At 53.9% G+C, this 14,035-nt stretch carries 18 protein-coding genes; 10 read left to right on the top strand and 8 right to left on the bottom strand.

Annotated elements, in window-relative coordinates; all coding sequences use genetic code 11:
- The first annotated feature begins 44 nt into the window (after positions 1–44).
- Complete coding sequence (locus ACY9XZ_RS21465; protein ID WP_463458954.1) at positions 45–1,607, top strand: DUF4352 domain-containing protein; 1,563 nt, start codon at positions 45–47, stop codon at positions 1,605–1,607.
- A 59-nt stretch (positions 1,608–1,666) separates the two neighbouring features.
- Positions 1,667–2,722 (top strand): Cdc6/Cdc18 family protein, encoded by a 1,056-nt coding sequence (locus ACY9XZ_RS21460; protein ID WP_463458953.1) that lies wholly within the window; start codon positions 1,667–1,669, stop codon positions 2,720–2,722.
- 324 nt (positions 2,723–3,046) lie between these two features.
- Here ACY9XZ_RS21460 and ACY9XZ_RS21455 read toward each other — a convergent pair whose 3' ends face one another.
- The 8 genes from ACY9XZ_RS21455 to ACY9XZ_RS21420 all read right to left on the bottom strand — a co-directional run bounded on the left by ACY9XZ_RS21455 (position 3,047) and on the right by ACY9XZ_RS21420 (position 8,005).
- On the bottom strand, positions 3,047–3,487 hold the full coding sequence (locus tag ACY9XZ_RS21455; protein ID WP_463459009.1) for a DUF7718 family protein: 441 nt from the start codon (positions 3,485–3,487) through the stop codon (positions 3,047–3,049).
- A gap of 463 nt (positions 3,488–3,950) precedes the next feature.
- Complete coding sequence (locus ACY9XZ_RS21450) at positions 3,951–4,541, bottom strand: hypothetical protein (RefSeq protein WP_463458952.1); 591 nt, start codon at positions 4,539–4,541, stop codon at positions 3,951–3,953.
- A gap of 160 nt (positions 4,542–4,701) precedes the next feature.
- Complete coding sequence (locus tag ACY9XZ_RS21445; protein WP_463458951.1) at positions 4,702–4,953, bottom strand: type II toxin-antitoxin system HicA family toxin; 252 nt, start codon at positions 4,951–4,953, stop codon at positions 4,702–4,704.
- Complete coding sequence (locus tag ACY9XZ_RS21440; protein ID WP_463458950.1) at positions 4,954–5,223, bottom strand: type II toxin-antitoxin system HicB family antitoxin; 270 nt, start codon at positions 5,221–5,223, stop codon at positions 4,954–4,956.
- Positions 5,224–5,305: 82 nt separating this feature from the next.
- Positions 5,306–5,920 carry a DUF4112 domain-containing protein gene (locus ACY9XZ_RS21435; RefSeq protein WP_463458949.1) on the bottom strand — a complete coding sequence of 205 codons (615 nt, stop codon included), beginning with the start codon at positions 5,918–5,920 and terminating at the stop codon, positions 5,306–5,308.
- A 1,045-nt stretch (positions 5,921–6,965) separates the two neighbouring features.
- Positions 6,966–7,229, bottom strand: a complete 264-nt coding sequence (locus ACY9XZ_RS21430) for a hypothetical protein (protein ID WP_463458948.1) — start codon at positions 7,227–7,229, stop codon at positions 6,966–6,968.
- Positions 7,226–7,555, bottom strand: coding sequence for a hypothetical protein (locus ACY9XZ_RS21425; RefSeq protein ID WP_463458947.1), 330 nt, complete (start codon positions 7,553–7,555; stop codon positions 7,226–7,228). The genes ACY9XZ_RS21430 and ACY9XZ_RS21425 overlap by 4 nt, the downstream gene beginning before the upstream one ends.
- Positions 7,556–7,711: 156 nt before the next feature.
- Complete coding sequence (locus ACY9XZ_RS21420) at positions 7,712–8,005, bottom strand: hypothetical protein (protein ID WP_463458946.1); 294 nt, start codon at positions 8,003–8,005, stop codon at positions 7,712–7,714.
- 228 nt (positions 8,006–8,233) lie between these two features.
- Between ACY9XZ_RS21420 and ACY9XZ_RS21415 the strand changes: the two genes are divergently transcribed.
- From ACY9XZ_RS21415 to ACY9XZ_RS21380, 8 genes are all read left to right on the top strand, one after another.
- Entirely contained in the window at positions 8,234–8,521 is a 288-nt protein-coding gene (locus ACY9XZ_RS21415; RefSeq protein ID WP_463458945.1) for a hypothetical protein, read from the top strand.
- On the top strand, positions 8,521–8,832 hold the full coding sequence (locus ACY9XZ_RS21410; RefSeq protein ID WP_463458944.1) for a hypothetical protein: 312 nt from the start codon (positions 8,521–8,523) through the stop codon (positions 8,830–8,832). Before ACY9XZ_RS21415 ends, ACY9XZ_RS21410 begins: the two co-directional genes overlap by 1 nt.
- Positions 8,829–9,041 carry a hypothetical protein gene (locus ACY9XZ_RS21405; RefSeq protein WP_463458943.1) on the top strand — a complete coding sequence of 71 codons (213 nt, stop codon included), beginning with the start codon at positions 8,829–8,831 and terminating at the stop codon, positions 9,039–9,041. Before ACY9XZ_RS21410 ends, ACY9XZ_RS21405 begins: the two co-directional genes overlap by 4 nt.
- Positions 9,031–9,171, top strand: coding sequence for a hypothetical protein (locus ACY9XZ_RS21400; RefSeq protein WP_463458942.1), 141 nt, complete (start codon positions 9,031–9,033; stop codon positions 9,169–9,171). The genes ACY9XZ_RS21405 and ACY9XZ_RS21400 overlap by 11 nt, the downstream gene beginning before the upstream one ends.
- Positions 9,164–9,442, top strand: coding sequence for a hypothetical protein (locus tag ACY9XZ_RS21395; protein WP_463458941.1), 279 nt, complete (start codon positions 9,164–9,166; stop codon positions 9,440–9,442). The genes ACY9XZ_RS21400 and ACY9XZ_RS21395 overlap by 8 nt, the downstream gene beginning before the upstream one ends.
- 207 nt (positions 9,443–9,649) lie before the next feature.
- Positions 9,650–10,615: a hypothetical protein gene (locus ACY9XZ_RS21390; RefSeq protein ID WP_463458940.1), complete on the top strand. Its 966-nt coding sequence runs from the start codon at positions 9,650–9,652 to the stop codon at positions 10,613–10,615.
- Between the two features lie 661 nt (positions 10,616–11,276).
- Positions 11,277–12,503: an orc1/cdc6 family replication initiation protein gene (locus ACY9XZ_RS21385; RefSeq protein WP_420182881.1), complete on the top strand. Its 1,227-nt coding sequence runs from the start codon at positions 11,277–11,279 to the stop codon at positions 12,501–12,503.
- A gap of 238 nt (positions 12,504–12,741) precedes the next feature.
- Positions 12,742–13,077, top strand: a complete 336-nt coding sequence (locus ACY9XZ_RS21380) for a hypothetical protein (protein ID WP_463458939.1) — start codon at positions 12,742–12,744, stop codon at positions 13,075–13,077.
- Positions 13,078–14,035 lie beyond the last annotated feature (958 nt).

Here is a 14,035-nt window from a genome sequence, read left to right as displayed (position 1 = left end):
GAATTGTCGAAAGTTATTTTGATAGTGATTATCGCTTACTTACCATGGACAGACGAAAGTTCCTCGCAGCGGCGGGGATAACTGGATTAGCTGGTTGCAATTCTCTCAAAGCGGCGGTGCGGAGCGGACCTCCATATTTCGAGAATGTAGAGATTGATGGTCCAGAACAGGTTGGTGTTGGGGAAGAATTCACACTAGAGCTAACTGCTCAGAATACAGGCGGACGAGAGGGTACGTTCACATCGACACTCACTGTGGGTCAAAGCCTATTTTCTGTTGACGAGAATGTAAAAATCCAGAACGTAGAAGTGTCGGAGACCAAAAGTTCTGAGATTGGTCCACTGGAATTTGACCGGCCGACAGAGTTAGAATTCCGACTGACAGAATATGGAGCATCACACACTGTCTCGGTCGAACCCATTGAAATTGGATTCGAGGACTCCTTCACTACTTCAGATGGCTTAGAAGTTAACCCAGAGTCTGTTATCGCTACCCCGAGTTATTTTGAACAAGGAGGTGACTTGATATCTGCCGAGGACGATAGCATGTTCTTATTTGTTCAAATGCATTTCAACAATACGGGCGATTCGACAATAAGTGCGCCCGATGCATTTGGAATTTTTGACGGCAATTCAAGATATAATACATACACTTCAGGGGCTGCTGACGACTCTCTCCCCGTCACTGAGTATCCAGACGATCTTCAGCCAGGCGATACCACATCTGGGTGGCTTCGGTCAGAGGTCTCCCCAACCTCGGAGTCTCTTAGTATCGTCTGGGAAAATAACGAGCTTTCATCAGAGGCCCCGAACCGACGTGTTACGTGGTCTCTGAACGAAGCTCAACTTCAACAACTCTCCGAAGCGCCACAGTTTGAGATAGAATCCTTCGATATTCCCTCTGAGACAGAGCGTGGGGGTGAATTTGAAATCACCCTTACGGTAAAAAACAATGGGCAGTCCGACGGTACTTACCGGGCCTTACTATCTGACTCTACGATGGACTATGGTGAATCGGAAGAGATAACGCTGGATATCTCTGGAGGGGATAGTGCTACATTCACACGCCAGTACGATGTTGAACTGACCACAGACCGATCTGAATTTTCCGTAGAACTACTCCATAACGGAAGCACCCAGACTATTACTACGAGAATTATCCCAGTACAGTTATCTCTTGGCGAATCATTTACCGATCCTTCCACCGGAGCAACAATTTCTGTTGACCAATTATCGACCGGGAATAATCTACAGGTTTATGAATCCTATTCCGAGGAATTTTCTAGACGCGAGGCAGTTTCTGAAGACAAATGGCTTTATTCTAAGATAACTGTTGAAGACAATAATGATAGCTATCCGGAACGAAATAGATTCTCCGCTATTGGCGATAACCACAGCTACCAGTCTGACTTAATCACCAGTAGACGAATCCAAGGTGACGTTCAAGGGAATAAATACGATAGTCAACGAACTGGACTCAACGAAGAACCATCTGGCTGGTTAGTCTACGAGGTCGATAGCGCTGTAACCGGCGATAACGTATTTATTGGGTTATCCGAAAGCGGATTTGGCAGTGATGGTCCACTCGTAGTCTGGTCCACTGAGTAGGACATCTCCCGGAAATACAAGGTCCATTTAAATAGTCGTATATCCTCAGCCAAGACAGAATGATAACAAAAACGCAGGTTTTTGACGACACGTATTTTCCTCGTCGTCTCCGCCATCGCGAAGCCGAGATGGACTTCGTGACGAATGCGTTTGAGCCGGCAGTCCGCGGTCAGCAGGCTGATGATGTGTTGATTCACGGTCCTCAAGGCGTCGGCAAGACGATTCTCGCTCGGTACGCACTCAATCACCTCACACAGCGCACCGCCGTACAACACGCTCGTATCGGCTGTCTGGGCAGGTCGACGGCCGGCATCGTCCGTGCCGTCCTCGAAGACCTTCCGGGACCCAATCCGCACTCGACGATGCCTCGCGAAGATCTCTGTCTTGAGCTCCAGGAGCGCGTCGACGAGCCGACCATTGTTGTCCTCGACGAGGCCGACGATCTCCCGTTCACTGATGCACTGGGTCGGCTTGCCGACGTCGACGGACTCTCGATGGTCGTCGTCTGCCACGATGATGACGGCTGGCTCTCGCACGTCGACGACTCGATTCGGCATCGGTTCGTCGGCAACATCGTCGAACTAGGGACCTACGGCGTCGACGAACTCGCGGATATCCTTGAGGAACGACGGCAGGTCGGCCTCGAGCCCGGCGTGATCGACGAGGACCAGCTGCGAACACTCGCCGATATGACTGCTGGGAAAGCCCGGCGAGCAATCTTCGCGCTGCGGGCCGCCGCCGAGCTGGCACAGGACCGTCGCCATCGCGAGATTCGTAGCGAGGATATCGACGATTCACTTGACCGGGCGGACCAGCGACTCCGCGAGGAACATCTCGCGTCGCTGCCGTTTCATCATCATGTGGTCTACGAACTCGTACGGCGACATGGGCCGCTGACCTCATCGGAACTGCACGACACCTACGAGAGGACAGCCGAGTCCCTGTATCGAAGTACCGAACAGACGCCGATCGGGGAACGAGCGCGACGGAACAAGCTTGCGAAGTTGGAAGCGTACGACCTGATTGAGGTCCTCGGAGCAAATCGGCATAGGGAGTACCGAGTTTGCGACAGCGTCGTCTCGTCGAACTTGGATATCGAAGCGCCAGCGAGATAGACCATTGCCTGTCCAGTGGCCCTACTGGACGTGTGGAATGCTGTGGAACTGAAATCAGTGAGTACGACCCTTTCAGATGTTAAAACGGGGTGGATAAGGCCCGTCAATACTTTGTGTCGGTAGGTAACTAAGTAAGTATGTACGCAAACGGGTATAGGACCGAATATGGCAAAAACAGAACCTAACGAACCTGAGCACCGGACTGAGTCCGTCTCTGAAGTTTTGGCGGAGATGACGGGCAGGCCTGTGTCCGAATTCGAAGCCGATGACCACGACTTCCCTGACCTTGACGACCTGGAGACGGTCCCCGAAGACGAGTGGTAATCAGGGCGAGTAGTACTTTCCAGAGAGGTTGTTTCTGCGTTCGAAATCGAGAGTCAATCGCCGAGACTTGTCTAAGAGATACAGCTCACAGTGTTTCGGATAGTCGTTGATGGGTTTGCTCGGGAAACCACGCCGGACCTTATATTTCGTCCCGTCAGGGTCTATCAAATCCAAATGTAGACCCTCTTTAGTGATATCGTGACCGCGTTTTGAATGTGGATTGTGGTCGAATCGAGCTAACGGTCCCCAGTCGTTTTTCCCGGGACCGACGAGTGCAAGATTGTATTCGAGTTGGATAGTAAACTTCTCGACGTCCCCATTGGCTGTCTCGATATGGACTCGGAGACGAACATACGGCAGGTCAAAATCGTTAACATAGTCTGTCTCCTGCACGCTTTCTCGAAAAACTGGTTTGAGGGGTGTGGGTAAAAAGTCCCTCATTGAAACGGCTATCAGATAACACAGCATCTGTTTCTCGCGGAAATGCAAGGGGGTCTTAATAGCCTCCTACCCGTCGGTAAGCACTGTATGCGGCAGTAGACAACCTCGCGCTGTCATGGGACCTGCCTCACCAGGCCCCGGCGCGGGGTCGCGGTCCGTCAGCGGACGATGTCAGGAGCAACCGCAACCCATGCACAGACTGGCAGTAGTCTCTCAAAAGCGACGTGGTATCGACTATCGGACGCCCCGTTATCGAAGTGTACCGTCAGCGCTCCGACTCCAGGTACTCGCGACCGGTGTTGATGAGGAAAAAAACAGAGTCAGTTATCGTCGGACCGCTCTCGCTGCATTCGGGCAGAGCGGATACCAAACAGCGAGAAGAATCTGCGCCACCCTGCCGAAGAGTGGTATGTCCGGTTTACAGATTCTTCCGGGGAATCGGTCATCAACAGAGAATATCATCCTACCGGTTAAAGAACTTTCCCAAAGTTCCAACCGCTAAAACAAGGCTAATAACAACAACTCCAGCCACAGCCAGTGCGGAAGTCTGTGAAAAGCCGTACGAGTTGGTAAGGATAGCAATCAGCGTCGCAGCGACTAGGCACACAGTCCCCAGTAGAAATGCCATTAGAGATGCACTGAGTTGGTTTCCGTTTCGGATTACTTCCAGCCGCACCTCCAGAATAGCTTCTCGAAGCGACTTGACTGCGGAGTGTTTAAATTCATCTTCTTCTAGAAACGGCGCTGCTCGCAACTCCTCTGTCCGAACTTCGTTCGGGTACTCTGTCACAACGAATGTCCCGACGGAAACGAATGCAGAGGCGACGAGACCGGCACAGCCAAAATACCCGAAAGCAACCGTAGTCAATCGGAGGTCAGAGACGGCATCTGGCCCGCCCGCGGTGAGCGCTGCAGCAACAAATCCAAGAATGATGATGTTCGTTCTTAGAATCCGTAGTGCACTGTCATCGATCTGGTCGAGTTCCTCCAGCTGTCGATCATACATCCGACGGGCCGATTTGAGAGCTTCATTTTCTACTCCGTCCCGACTCATTACCAAGTGGTGCCGTGTGACGCAGCAAAAGCGTTGCTTTCGGTTCAGTCAGGTCAAATATACTATAACTCCTGGGTTCGGATCGGGCTTTCCGCCAACTCGGTGGCTTCTACAAGTCCGACTCCAGGTACTCGCCGCCGGCATCGACGACGTGGCTCGCCTACGAATTGCGGTCGATCCACTCACAGAACGCCTCGAAATCGTTCGCGCCGGCATCGTCGGCGATACTTCGGAGCGTTCCCGTTTTGAGTTCGTCGTGCAGCGGGACGGTGGCGTGCCGTCGGTCGCTCTCGTTGCTCGGGTGCTGGTAGTAGAGTTGGGCATGGTCACCGGTCGTCCGACGCCACTCGAAACCGCCGACATTTACCAGGACCTTCACGACATCTTTGCCAGAAAACGTACCCCGAGCCATTTACTGCATGAACTCGGGCAGTTCGCCATCTCCAGTCGTGTTATCTTCGGGGTCAACACCCAGCTCTCGGAGTTCCTCATCGGTCGGTTCGTGACCGCGCTCACCCTTGTAGCCCGCAACCGCGTCGTCGAGCATGTCCAGAGCTTCCTGACGAGTCTCGCCCTGTGTGGTGACGCCGGTTTCGACATCCGTGATTACCCACGAGTCTCCCTCGCGCCACATCCGAATTTCGTCCTCATGGACATCTCCATCGCGCGTCGAACTGGCCATAGGTCTAGTTACAGTATGAGTGAAATAAGCGTTCGGTCAGTGCATCCTATCGACAGCCTGTTTCATCAAATAACCGAATATATTAGAAGACGACCACGAGCGCTCCGAACATAAGAATAATACTCATGAGCGCTAACAATATTGGGGATATTACAAATGCGATTGCAAACCATTTATCACGACTGCTTGCTCCCAACTCATTCCCTCTTTTCTCTAATAAATCAACATTTCGCTTGTTTGCTTTCCAAGCAAAATCAGTAAGATCTCCAACCACAGGCATAATCCCGACTACAGTATCAATGACTATATTTATCGTCATTCTCGCCACTGTCCCTCTACTTATACCCAAAAGGTATGCTTTATATAATATATACAAAGAGAAAATTGAAGAAACAGTATCTCCGGCTATGGGAAGTGCTCCGATTATTGGATCAGCGCCAAAACGATAGTTAGTTCCCGGCACTTTTATCGAATTGTCTAAAAAACGGCTCACACGCCTGAGATGGGCTACTTCCGTGTTTACGTCGTCAGCCCTTGTAATTGGATTGCGTTCAATGGGATCTTCAGACACTTTTTTTATTTCATTTTTTACTGTTTTGGCACTCTCAATCACCTCCTGATTTTCATTTGAGGCCTCTGAGCTTTCAATTGTGGATATACTCGTATCTTTGATGTCGTCTTCGGGTTCTTTCTCCATTGTCCACCCTAATCAGCCTTCTCTATACCCGCAATCGCCACAGACACCTCCACCATTCCTCATTTTGCTCACATTTTTACTTCCACACCTTGGACAAGACGCGCCACCGATTCCAAGTATTGCACCTATGATTTTAAACGGGAGAGTGATTACGAACCATATAAGATCAAATATTGCAAACAGTAGTGACGTTATCAGTCCCATTCGATCTCCGCCTCCTGTCTGGTATTGCTTGACATGATGACAGTGGTTTTACATTGTGGGTTTGTATTTGTAATACCTCGAGTAATCATGGTAAGTATCTATTACCACCTATATTTCTGATGGAAATAATAGTAATAAAAAAGGCGAGGTCGTAGAGCAAATTTCCGACCTATCCTATGAAAATCTGAGGGCCCTTGTTGCCGATCTCCGATGCAACTTGGATAGAATCAAATAACAATACGCTCTAGTTGAATCGGTTCAGTGTCGATTAGCAATTATTTCTATTTCAGAACATGCCGAATCCCTGTTGTGCGGAGATGGGGGCGTCAATTAAACATCAGGAAACACAACCATCAGTACGCAGGCCTACTGACCAGCCAATTCACCAGCAATAGTTCTGAAAGTAACTGCCTGTTGAACTGTCCTACGCCACCCCTCTGACTAACCAACACTGACCCACTACTGCCACCGAGTGTTGGTTAGCGACTCACCACCCCAGAAGTACAAGCTATCTTTATTACACCCTATCACACGCCGCCAGAGTATCGCCCTGACAGCCACTCAAACACCTGAACGACATAGCGGTCCCATCTCGATCTTCCAGAGCAAGACGAGTCAAAGACGCTTATTCTCGCACTACTCAGTACCTCCCGGAAGTACAAGGGGGGTTTACATACAACTCGCCCGTCAGCCACAGATACATACTCGGGCTGTCGTGGGACCTGCCTCACCAGGTCCCGGCGCGGGGTCGCGAGCTGTCAGGAGTAGTCTCGGAGACCATCGCAACCCATGCCAAATAGCCACACAAATCGTCAAAAAGATAGAGGTATCGCTACCCAGTTCAGGCCGTCGCAACGACGTGCTGGTGCTCGTTCTGGGCGGGCGTCGGTTGGAGCGTCAGCCCGGCCAGCGCGAGCTCCCGGAGAACTTCCGGCGGGACGCCCTCGGTCTCACGAAGTACGGCGTCGAGCGTCCAAGCATCGTGTTCCGAGCGCACTGGGGCCGTCGTCTCGACTACGGCGGTCGGGGCAGTCTCGCGGAGCGCTCGGGCGGCCCGCTGGACCCGCTGGCGGTTCTCGACCGTACAGCGCACGGTCTTGCTCATGCGTTCAGCCTCCAGACGAGATCATCGACAATGGAGCCGCCGACGTGCGGGCCGACGGCCCAGCCGCGTTCGTCCTGTGTGTACTCGCACCACCCTGCGAGTGTTTCATAGGGCGTCTCGGCGAGTGGGACCTTCTCGGCTTGGTGGTTCATCGTAACGATGGCGACGGCGAATTCATACGAGTCCCAGTAGTGGGCCGCGCCTTCACCGTCGACGCCCAGGAAGAGCGGGCGGCCTTGGGTGAGCAGTTCGCGGGCAATGCGTTCCTGTGGATTCGGTTCGGTCGTGCCGACAGATTTAGTAGTCGGCGAAGCAGACTTACTCATGGTTCTTCCAGGAACCGACGCGCCTACGCTGCTGATGACAGCGTGGGCAACTCGTGTTCTCGAAGACACGAAATCGCCCAGCGGCGCGTCTGTTCCTACTCAATAGTCACGGCTTCCGGCCACTTAGTGGTTTCGTCTATAAGCGAGAGAATTGTGCTACTGATTGTCGTTGACTTCCCTGCGGCCGTCCATAGTAATCATGTAATAAGCTCTTCTACCAGCCTCATCCTTGGGAATTGGCTCTATATCTCCATCATCGAGAGCAGCCTTATTGACACGCGCGACCAAGCCCTTTTCTTCAAGTTCAGAGAGAATCGTCTGTACAGTTCGGTAACTGAAGTGAATTCCCATTTCAGTCTTCATACCGCGGAAGATTGCCTTCGGTGGCAGCGCTATTCCGTGGTCTGCCATAAATTCAAGAACGGCCTCACGGCGCTCTTCCGGTGGCATACATCCACTGTCGGCCGACATTCTCTTATTTACGCCGATGGGGAGTTGTTTTCTCCTATTGGTGCTTTTGATCATTCGTTGGTGCCCATTCGCACTAATAGACGCAAAGCACTAAGTGCTTCTGGTGACACATCGTCGAGTATGCGCGACTTACCGGGGAGTAGTAGGCTACTAAAATCGAGCCACCGGGGCTGGGGCCCCGCTGACCCGGTGTCGTGTAGAACGACAATGAATACGAACAGACTCGCCGCACAAAACGATACCGCACAGGACCGACAGGAGCGCCGCCTCCAAGCCGCGAAACGCCTGCTGACCAACGCCGACATTGACGCCGCTGTCGTTGAGTACTGCCAGACCGTCCTTTCCCAACCGGGCTACGAACGGTCTCGCGCCCAAGCGAGTTTGGATGCGTGTTCGGCGCTGTTGGCACTGGCTCAGGCTGATGAGTCTACAAAACGCACGCGTGAGGCCAGGCAGTTGCTGACCGCCGTGTCTAGGCGAGGAGGTGGCTGCTGATGGACCAAGATGAGTTCTACATCATGCCGAAGTCCCAGTGGAACGACGCAAAGGTCCACCACCCAACACCAGAGTCCACCCGCGATGACCCAGAGCCGCTGTGCAACCACACCACGAGTGGCTCCGAAGCGTTTCGCATCGCCGACGAAAGCGATCGGGAACGCTACGGCCTCTGTCGTGTCTGTGCGGCGAAGGTGAACGGCGAACCGGACCCGCGCGGCAACCACGGTCAGTCCGGTCGGTCACCGGCTGATGTGCTTCAAGAACACGGCTTCAACAACTCGGAAGACTCGGAAGGAGGGTCAGCATGACCACCGGCCACGGCAACTACTACGATGTCGACGGCCGCTCGCTCGACGAGCGCTGGCCCGACGCCGACGCGGTCGCCGCTGTTGGTGGCTCTGTCCGGCACGTCAGGACCGACGGCGGGAGTGTCTCCGAAGACGATATCGACCAGCGCCTGACCCGCCTCGAACGCATCGTCTTCGACGAGGACCAGGAGGGCGACGATGGGGAGTGAGTCCGACGCCACCGTCGACCGTGTCGTCGAGGTCGCCGATCTCGTTGCCGACGAAGCAGACGCCGACGCCGAGGCGGTGCTGCTCGAAGCGCTCGGCGAAGTTCGCAAGCGAGGGTGGACCAATGAGTAAGGCCAGCCAGGGCGCGCCGGCCAAACGCAAGGCGCGCACTGACGAACCCGCCGACGTCGGCACGCCTGTGAAGGTCGACCGGCTTAGCGGTGGCTCGTTGCTTGGGATCGTTCGCGAGCGCTACACCTACGACGAGCATGCTGCCCCAGCACGCGTGCTTGTCGAGTCATCTGAGAAGATGGTCAACGTCGCTACTGACCGTATCAGTATCGCTCGCGGGTCAAACGCCGATGTCGTTCGCAGTCTTGTCGAGGAGGATACCAATGTCTGACGCAGCTGGCGGTTCTAACTCACCGCACGTGCAAGTCGCAGGACAGAGAAGACACTACAAGAACACAACGCACCTGAGAAGGGGCCACCGTTCCCAGCTCGAGCCGACTACCTACAGTGCGATTGCTCCCAATCGCGCCGCGCTGAGTGAAACGTTCGAGGGCATCGCCCACGACACAGTCAGCGGTCCACACACGGGAGGTACCCAATGAGCGTCGACAACTCTCCACCTACTGCCGACGAACTGCCCGAGAATCCGAACGGCCTTCGGGATGTTGTTGCCGACCTCATCGAAGAGGTTTCACAACTACGAACGGAGAACAAACAGCTTCGCGAGCGCGTTGACGAACTCGAAACGGAGGTTGCCGAGCAAGAGTCCATTGAGTATCGGGGTGATGCAAAGGAGATCGAGAACCTGTTTGTCGGCGGCGTGCCAGTCGGCAACAGCATCGCCTCGAACAAGACGGGCCGGAAAACTCTCAACCGCTTGGTGTTCGGGAATCCAGAGCCCGACATCGAAAAAAGCGACATCGAGCCGTTCGTTGAGGAGCACGGGACGGTGAAAGAGTCGGTTACGAACGCCCGGCCAACTGCTGAGAATCAGGGCGCCTCGGAGAGGAGCCGGGAGAATATGCTCCCGCTGCACCGGATGATGGTTGATCTGAACTCCGGCGCCGACGCATCACTCAGCAAGTCACAGAAACGTGCCGCGGCGCTGTACGAGCGGTTCGTGAATAAGGCCAGCGGCGAGACGAACCAGAACGTCACGCCAGACGGACAGAAGTTCACGATGAACACTGAACAGGCTGTGGAGGTGCTTGAAGACGAAGGCCTGCTGGATGGCGTCAAGCCACAGTCCTATTCCAAGACAGCCGGGCGTGTCATGCGCGATGTCCAGCGGTTCACGATCGTCGATGGTGACGGCCACAAGGACTGCGTTGACATCGACAAGTGCTCCGACCATGGACTGATCAACTTCCGTTCCGGGAAACCACATACCCTGACCGTTCCAAAGCGGAAGATGAAAGCTAGCGTCCACAATGCAGACACTGCTGACGCCGATGTCAGAACCGACAGTGAAACTGAGAACAAACAGAAGACAGTCGAAGAGCCGACAAACACGACGGACTTCGATCAGCTGAATCAGGCAACGGCGGTGAACGCGGATGACTGAGACGCGTTCTGACAGTGTTGTCAGCACGCTCGCGAGTAGCGTGTCAGATGGAGGTGGTCGACAAGAGCGGTAACGAATTCCCCACTATACCCCTGCGATAAAATCCACACGAATGTGGTGCGTAAGTTACGCTTGTTCTCGTTTCGTTAGAGTGACGTGAAACGACTTCCCTTTTCCTTCCCTCTATGAGGTGTAGGAAAAGAAGTCTGAGAACGAACGATTCTATCTGACATCCTCTTCCATCGCCTTCTGACAACACTGTCAGATAGTCCGTCAAGACAGTGGCGCCTGAAAGTCCACAGTCACGGCCATAACTAACCAACAAATTCCCCAGCTGACGCCGGATGTTGGTTAGCGTGACCCCGGGGAGAGACACACCACTCTTTCACGTGAAGCTGGGAAAGGGTGGGAACCCTGTAGAATTCCAGCAATCAGCCAACTACCACGAAGCGGCTAAAAATGGAGGTCTCCAGACCGTTATCACCAGAATCGGGATTCTGGCCAACTAGACTAGTGTCAGCGCTTTAGATGAAACAGTGGACTGTTATTCTAGTAAATACTCTACTCTAGTTCTTCACTCGAAACAGTGGTGTGTGTGAGTGGCTTCACTTGAAACAGATGCAGAGGTGGTTTTATATATCCCACTTGTGAAAGATTCCCTATGCGTCGGTTCGAGCGGAAGCAAAACATCTTCCGGAACAAAGACGCCCTGGGGGAGTCCTACCAACCGGACCGGATTGAGGAGCGGGATGAAGAAATTGAGGAGTATATGAACGCTCTCCAGCCGGTAATCGATGGGTGGGAACCAAACAACATCTTTCTCTACGGCAATACGGGTGTCGGGAAAACAGCCGTCACCGACTACCTTCTTGACCGACTCCAAGACGACGTCGCTGCGTACGATGATATCGATCTCTCCATTATTTCGCTCAATTGCAAGACGCTCAACTCCTCGTATCAGGTCGCCGTGGAACTCGTCAATGAACTCCGTCCATCCGGTGGCGAAATCAGTACGACCGGGTATCCACAGCAAACCGTGTTTAAAAAGCTCTATCAGGAGCTTGAGGCCATCGGTGGGACCATTCTCATCGTCCTTGATGAAGTCGATTCCATTGGCGACCGAGATGAGCTGCTCTATGAGCTTCCTCGAGCCAGGGCCAATGGGAATCTCGACTCGGCAAAGGTCGGCGTTATTGGCATCAGCAACGATTTCAAATTTCGTGACCAGCTCGACCCTCGTGTCCAGGACACACTCTGTGAGCGGGAACTCCAGTTCCCGCCATACGATGCCACAGAACTAAAAAACATTCTCGAATCACGTGTCGAAGTCGCTGTCACGGATGGGTCAACCGATACCGGTGTGTTGCAGTTGTGTGCTGCTCTCGCCGCCAGAGACAGTGGCAGTGCCCGGCAGGCGCTTGATCTCCTTCGGTTGGGTGGTGAAATCGCGGAAAACCGGGAAGCTGAGATGATCAAAGAAGAGCACATCGAGGATGCTCGCTCACAACTCGAACAAGAGCGGGTCGAAGAAGGAATGCGCGAGTTGACGACGCATGGCCGCCTTGCACTATTGGCTGTCATCTCGAAAGCAGCTAAAGAGGAAACGCCGTGTCGGACCCGTGACCTCTACGAGGAGTATCGGTCACTCTGTGAGTCCTCTGAAACTGATGCGCTCGGCCAGCGGTCGCTCCATAACCACCTCTCAGACCTTCGGATGTTAGGCATCCTCTCAGCCCACGAAAATCGGAGCGGTTCTCGGGGGAACTACTACAACTACGAGCTTGATGTTCCGTTTACGAGCGCCATTGAGGCGATGTCTGATGTCCTTCATCTCACAACGGAGATCGACACAATCCGTGACATTGCCGCTATGAACAACGTTGGGTGAGGGGAGACTCCACTCTTTCAAGTGAAGGTGCGTAGCGGGCGGGGCAACGGCTTCACGTGAAAGAGTGGTGTGTCTGACGGTCGCTGTTTCACTTGCAAGCGTGGTGTGGTTACAGTGAGTGCTTCACTTGAAAGAGTGGTGTGTCCGACGGTAGGCGTTTCACATGTAACGGTGGTGTGTGCGCTCCAGAACTGGCTCTTGGCACAATCAAGGGTCTCGTCGTCTTCACCGCCGCGCAATGGCGACGTCTTCAAGGGACGTGACGCTCCCTGAGCGAGAACTTCGGGAAGCGGTGTTCGACGACGAGATATCGAGACCAACGATGCATGAGGTCATGCAAGCAGCTGCTGAGCACTTCGGGATCGGGACTGGCAAACCAGACAGACAGCAGGTGCTGCGCCTGAATCTGGATGAACTCGAAATCGACCACCCCGATATGGCCCGGACCATCAGACGCTTCGCGAACGCCGACGGCGACTCGAAGCTCGCTGACAGCGGCGAGACGACGTTGGGCTCCTATGGTGGCGGTCAGCAACCGCCGGCGATGACTGATGGAGGTACTGTCGCTGACTGACTACCCTCATTGAACCGCTTGCCAGCACGCCTGCGGGCACGCCATCGCCCGGTCTGTTAGCTCTAGCTATGTCGTTCGGCGAGTACTGGGGAATCGAAGCCAGCATCCACAACGGTGATGAACGGACCGAGCTTCATGACGATGTTTCAATCCCACAAGGGTTCGTCTGAAACACCGCGCCTCGGTATTCGCAGAGGCCCCGGAAAACTGCTTCAATCCCACGTGGGTTCGTCTGAAACGCGGTGATCGTGATCGAGTCCAACGGGATGCAGCAACTTCAATCCCAGATGGGTTCGTCTGAAACCCGAACCGCCACCATTCGCGGTATCATTGAAAACGCTTCAATCTCACATGGGTTCGTCTGAAACCGCATTACAGGAACCTCACTACGCGGGCAAGAAACGCCGCTTCAATCCCACACGGGTTCGCCTGAAACCCTCGTCTAATTCTCGACCCTGGACGTTTCGGAGGTTGCTTCAATCCCACAGGGGTTCGTCTGAAACTCGTGTCTGGTCGGTCCAGTAGACGATTACCAGCTCGCTTCAATCCCACAGGGGTTCGTCTGAAACGTGCTTCAGGTTCGCCTGCCGGGCGACGGCCTGGGCGCTTCAATCCCACAGGGGCTCGTCTGAAACTTAGAGAGTCAGGAGCTAAACGCACGCCAGACAGTGCTTCAATCCCACAGGGGTTCGTCTGAAACCCTGATCGAGAACATGCCCAAGAGCGAGTTCGAAGAGCTTCAATCCCACAGGGGTTCGTCTGAAACACGGAGAAATGCGATACGTATACTGCCAGACGTCGCTTCAATCCCATAGGGGTTCGTCTGAAACGATCAGTTCATGGATCGTCTCCGCCGGGTTCATCGAGCTTCAATCCCACAAGGGTTCGTCTGAAACTTATCGACGAGCGTGTTCGTGGCGTTGTTTCGCTCCCTTCAATCCCACATGGGTTCTGCTGA

The sequence above is a fragment of the Haloarcula sp. HT12 genome (assembly GCF_055271655.1).
This window is presented reverse-complemented; position numbering and strand designations above follow the sequence as displayed.